Annotated in this window: 2 protein-coding genes; both read right to left on the bottom strand. The window is 50.9% G+C overall.

Features of this window, described 5'->3' with window-relative positions:
* The coding region (locus tag Q0Y54_RS11955; protein ID WP_297968310.1) for a DUF6056 family protein at positions 1–1,579 on the bottom strand (1,579 nt) is incomplete at its 3' end.
* Positions 1,580–1,731: 152 nt separating this feature from the next.
* Positions 1,732–4,222, bottom strand: a 2,491-nt coding sequence (locus tag Q0Y54_RS11950; protein ID WP_297968306.1) for a YadA-like family protein, incomplete at its 5' end; no start/stop codon positions are given.

Here is a 4,222-nt window from a genome sequence, read left to right as displayed (position 1 = left end):
AGGCAATATGGCGCAAAATTCGCCGCTGTTCCGGTATCTCGCTTGGTGCCACATGAACCACTTTCTTGCCGGCAGCCGCCTCCTGGGCAATATAATTTAACCGCAGCGTATCCTCTTGCCCAATATCATACAGCACCACCATCGTTGCCACCACAATAAAGGACGTCAAACAAGCACCGCCTATGCGCCATTCCCGGCCCTCATACCCCTCAAGCAGCCTTTCCCTTACTTCAGGAATATCCAAAATAACCATAGCCCCAAGAATAAGGATAATGGAGGAACTGAACAGGGCGCGTCCTGGAAAGGAGGGGGCACCTACCATTACTATATTATTGAAAAAGCACAGCCCTATGAGAAAGGCCCCATAGCGAAGGACAGGATATTCTTCCGTCAGATCACGCCATGATACTTTTTCACAAACCTCACGAACCCGTTTTTTATAAGCACCAAGGGAGCGGACACTTATAAGGTAAACATATGCGATACCGCCCAAATAAATAAACGCTTCCTCAAAGCCCTTCATTGTATTGTTGAAATGGTCAAACAGCACCGGATCATTCATGCCCAGCGGCAAAAACACACCATGTACAACCGCCCATTCCACGGTTTTCCACACAAAGCCGGTGGTTGAAAAAGAAAGGATGGTCACCAGCAAAAGCACCAGAAGTATATATGACGATCTGCCTTTGGTTACAGCCTCTGCCTCAATCCCCCGCCGCCTGGCCACAGACAAATACAACAGGCGCACCGCCAATACCAACGTCAGTATGATTGGCATCATATACAAAATCATTTCCAGATTGCCCACAAGCTGGTTTAAAAAATGAAACAGCCAAGACCGGTCCTGATCCTCATCTATGCGGACGAAATTACCCGGTGCAATAAGACATACTACAGTACCAAGGAAGGATCCCACTGCTCCCACGCCCATCCACATTTTGAAATTACCTTGCCGATAGGCCAACCAACAACACCAAAATGCCAGTAATGTAGTGGTAACAGTCAAATTCTCCACGGAACATGCTGCCACTGCCCCAAATACACCCATAGCCGGAGCCAGCCACCAGCCGGACTGCTTCATGTTACCGGCCAGATAAAAATTATATGGCAGAAGAAAAACCGCCGTAAGAAGCCCTGTCCACAAATAGACAGCTGAACCGCACAGCCAGATGGCCACTTCACCAAAATGGGACAATCCAAGCCACATGAACACACCAGCCAACACCAACAGTCCGGGCTTGTCCAGGCAGGCAGCCCTGCGCCGTACATGCATCACCATCACAGCACACATGGCAGCAAATACAAGGGCATTGGCTATATTAAACCAGCTCTTTCCCACCAGCATAAAGACAAACTGAATAAAGAAGCTGACCAATCGCCCACCATGCAGCATATAATACCGTTCCAGAGACAGAAAAACATCCTCCATGGATTGTAAATGCAAGCCTGTTTTCCATATCAGCCCTGCCCAATAATCATCCCGATAAAGGGGCATCCATCTATTTGCAAAATACATAAGAACAAACCAGCCCAACAGTACCAGTATTCCCTTTAGCTTTTCAGTCTTTTTATCATCCATATTTTCATCCTATGTTATTATTTTTCCTATTTTTACCCGATTTATATTACCAAAAAATATACTCTACTGCAAATTAATTTTATTTTAAAAAAGAGAGGCTCCGTGAAGCTTTGCTTCGTGGAACCTCTTTTTTAGTTTAAGTTATCATTTTATCAGCCGCTGATTTTGGCTTCCAGGCGGAGGAGGGCTTCCTTTAGGGCCTCTATTTCCTTCTTTTGGGCCTTCAATTCCGCATCCTGGGCCTTCAGCTCGGCATCCTGGGCGGCCAGCAGCTCGCTTTGCTGGGCCAGCTGGGCCTCCTGGACGGCGATTTTCTTCGCCATGGCCTTCTTGCTGGTGGGTGACGGCTTGTCCAGGGCAATGGACAGGCCCATGTTCACCATATTTTCACCGTTGCCAATGGTACCGCCTACGCTCATCATCATATTATCCGTAGGCTGATAGAACATACCCAACGCCACGGCACTGGCACTATGATAATTACCATAGCCTATCCCCACGCCAAACTTGCCATCCAAATCCATGGGATGCAGGGCGGCCAGGGCAGCGGCTCCGGCTCCCACCTTATTAATCCGATTGTCCAGATTGTTGACGCTCTGGGCTACAGAGTACACCTGGCCTACTGTGGCCGCATCGGTGGCACTTTGTCCGGCTGCCACATGGGTAATGCGCCGCTCGTTCCCCTCGGCACCAACGGATACCACATTGCTCTCCGAGCCGTCGGAGCCATCACCCAATACTACGGAATTGGTTCCGGTGGCGTTTACATTGTTACCAAGGACAAAGGTTTTGTCGGCAGAAATCGTGTTATCATTACCAAAGGCATAGCTGGAATTGCCCGTTACCACGTCCGGGTCACCAAAGGCACCGCTGTGATTGCCGGATACCTGATTGGCAAAGCCGATGGCGATGGACTCGGTACCGGAGGCCACATTCATCTGGCTGCCTACCGCATTACCGATGGAAATTGACTCTTCACCACTGGCTTCGCTGCCCTTGCCCATGGCCAGCTTCGTGGAATCAGACCCCAAAACAAGGCCCTCTTCCTCATTACCCTTCAACTGCTCATTTACATTGTTGATGACCTCAATTCCCTTGGAAATATCCGACACACTGGTCAAGGTTTCCAGCTTTTTATCCACATCCGTCTTAGTATAGGCATCGGTAATTCCGTAGCCACTAAGAGTATCTGCCTTGTCCGCCTTTTGACTCAGCTGGGTATCGGTTTCCGTCTTGGTATAGGCATCCGTGATGCCATAGCCGCTGAGGCTGTCCGCCTTGTCCGCCTTTTGGGTCAGCTGGGTATCGGTTTCCGTCTTGGTATAGGCATCCGTGATGCCATAGCCGCTGAGGGTGGTAGCCTTGTCCGCCTTTTGGCTCAGCTGGGTATCGGTTTCCGTCTTGGTATAGGCATCCGTGATACCGTAGCCGCTGAGGGTGGTGGCCTTGTCCGCCTTTTGGTCAAGCATTGTATCAGTTTCCGTCTTGGTATAGGCATCCGTGATGCCATAGCCGCTGAGGGTCGTAGCCTTGTCCGCCTTGCCGGCCAGTGCCGTCTCAGTGGCTGCCGTCACCTGACTCTTTACGCCCTCCAGGGCATCAAAGACTGTTCCACCTGTCACAATCCCTGTGTTGCCGGAAGCCACCTGGCCCCCCTTGTTTACCTGCAATTTACCGTTGGTGTCCACGGACAAATCATCGCCGGTGTTCACCTGGAGCTGGCCACTATTATCAAAGGTCAGACCGCCTCCGGCATTCACGGATAATTGTCCATTGGAGGCCGACAGGCCATCGCCTACGCCGGTAATGGTACCGCCACTTTGCACCATGGCCACCACCTGACCATAGTTCACTGCGTCATTGGTGTCAGTACCGTTGGCCACGTTAGTAATCTTATTGCCGCCGGCATTTATACCATCGGAGGTTACGCTAGTGACCTTGGTACCATCCGTAATAACCAGACCGGAGTCCTGGAGTACGGATTTGCCCACTGTCATACTGCCTGTGCTGCCCAAGTCCACATCTTTATTGAGGGAAACAGACAACTTGCCTGCACTGGCGGCAGTGGCAATATTGGAATCCCCTGTTACAGCCAATTCACCATCCAGCTTCACTGGACCGCTGGTACCGGAATCCCCCTTAAAGGTAATCCCCTTGGTAGTCAGGGCTTCATTCCCCGCCTGTATAGCGTCTGCATTGGCCTTTACCTGAGTGTCCAAAGCTGTCAAATTACCGGCCACATCGGTACCGGCCGAGATGTAATTGTAATTTCCATCTGCAACCTTAATACTACCCTCAATATTAACTGTCGCTTCCTTTAGCTGGGCCACGTTCACGGCGTCCGTATCCTCAGAACCAGCCGCCACGCCGGTTATTTGGCGGGTGACTGAATTTGCATCGTCACCGGTGTCAATATGGCCAATTGCAATGGCGTTTGCCGTAGCCCGCCATGCAGAACCAGTTTTCGTATTGCCGGTTTCATCCCCCAAATATGCCGTATATGGATTGTCCGTCCCATCATACTTCGCCCGGTCCGCAACAGCACCGCTTCCCAAAGCAATTGAATCGGAAAGAGTTGTCTGTGCGCCTAACCCCACCGCCAGCGAATTCACCGCAGCTTCTGCTGTCGTACCGCCCAACGCT

This window comes from uncultured Anaerovibrio sp. (assembly GCF_947302755.1).
In the GTDB taxonomy this organism is placed as follows: domain Bacteria; phylum Bacillota; class Negativicutes; order Selenomonadales; family Selenomonadaceae; genus Anaerovibrio.
Note: the sequence above shows the minus strand (reverse complement) of the source record. Positions and strands in the feature narration are given on the sequence as shown.